Genomic DNA, 1,292 nt, shown 5'->3' with positions numbered 1-1,292 from the left:
CAAGGCATAGTGTGCCTTTAAAGGCTTCCTGGCCAGCTTGTCATTGGGAATTGTTTTCAGCGGTTTTTGACCGCGTAGCAGCGCTTTCCACGCCATTTGCAATCAATTCCTTTTGGCGTCATCGCCACGTTTGTGATGTAAGGCTATATCGTGCAGGTTCGATTGGCTTCACAATATGCAAGGGGGTTCCCGAATGATCAGTGATCGTTCGGGTTGTAACCTGTCTGATCACCTTCCGATCCCTCAGCTGCTTCAGGATAGACTGGCCATTCAGCCTTTGCGCGATCCAGCACGATCTCCAGTGTCGGGCAGTCAATGGGTCCTTTATCGTAGTTTGTGTTTTTTCGTTCATCAGGCATCAGTGCATCCCAAATTCCGGCCGCAAGATGTCTGCCTGCGAAGCTGTCTGAAGGATAGTGGAGACCGATCCGTTCCCGGTTCACTGCCACGCGCCCGGCGACACGCAGGAGAGGTGAATTGATCGCGGCTTCTCCGCTCAAGTCCGACCACTGCGGCCGATCCAGAAAAACACCGTCATCAAGATGGCGTTTCTTCGCTCTCGATACGCCGAAACGTTGATAAAGGCCCGGGATTTTCAGTAGGAACAAGGCAATGAAATGAGCGAGGAAGGAATGCCCGCTTGGAAAGGAAGGGTGAGCAGGGGGGCCGAACGGGGGTGTCAAACCGGGGCGCAGAACAGATGGCCGGACGCGCCTGAAATGCGCCTTGTAGCCAAGATAGGCAACATGGCCGATCGCCAATCCGCATTCGATCAGTGCCATGGTCCAAGGGTGCCTGATCGCATCTGCACCGATAAAGTGAACATAATAAAGCGTTTGCCCGTCTGCTTGCCGCTCGGCTTCCGTCAGATATTTTTCGCGGTCGTCTTCCATGTAGATTTTTAACAATTCCAGCTCGGACCGGATTGTGTCCCACGCGGTCTTCAGTTTGGCGGGGTCGATCCCGCCGGCGCGGTCGCCCGGGTTTACGGTTTTGGGATCGCCCGGCCACCAGATCAGGTCATTGGGTTCCAGCCAGTTGAACCCCGTGTAGTCTATGTGTTTTGGGTGCCATTTTTCAAACTGTACCCCGAACTCGCGGGCGGCGAAGGTTGCTGGTGCATCCGGATTGGCGGATGCCTGAAACTCGGACAGATGCGGATCGTGTTCGATCGACCAGTAACGCAGCGCCGGATCCCAATCGAGGCTGGTCCAAAGCAGGGGCTTTGCCGGATTCTGGTACGGATTGATGATGTACTCGAGCGGGAACGGATCAATGCCGGCATTGTCTGG

At 55.1% G+C, this 1,292-nt stretch carries 1 protein-coding gene; it reads right to left on the bottom strand.

Going from position 1 to position 1,292, the window contains the following annotated elements:
• Positions 1–197: 197 nt before the first annotated feature.
• Positions 198–1,292: phosphatase PAP2 family protein (locus E1297_RS01740; RefSeq protein WP_155133113.1), on the bottom strand; the 1,095-nt coding region annotated here is incomplete at its 5' end.

The organism is Roseibium sp. RKSG952, from assembly GCF_009711355.1.
This window is presented reverse-complemented; position numbering and strand designations above follow the sequence as displayed.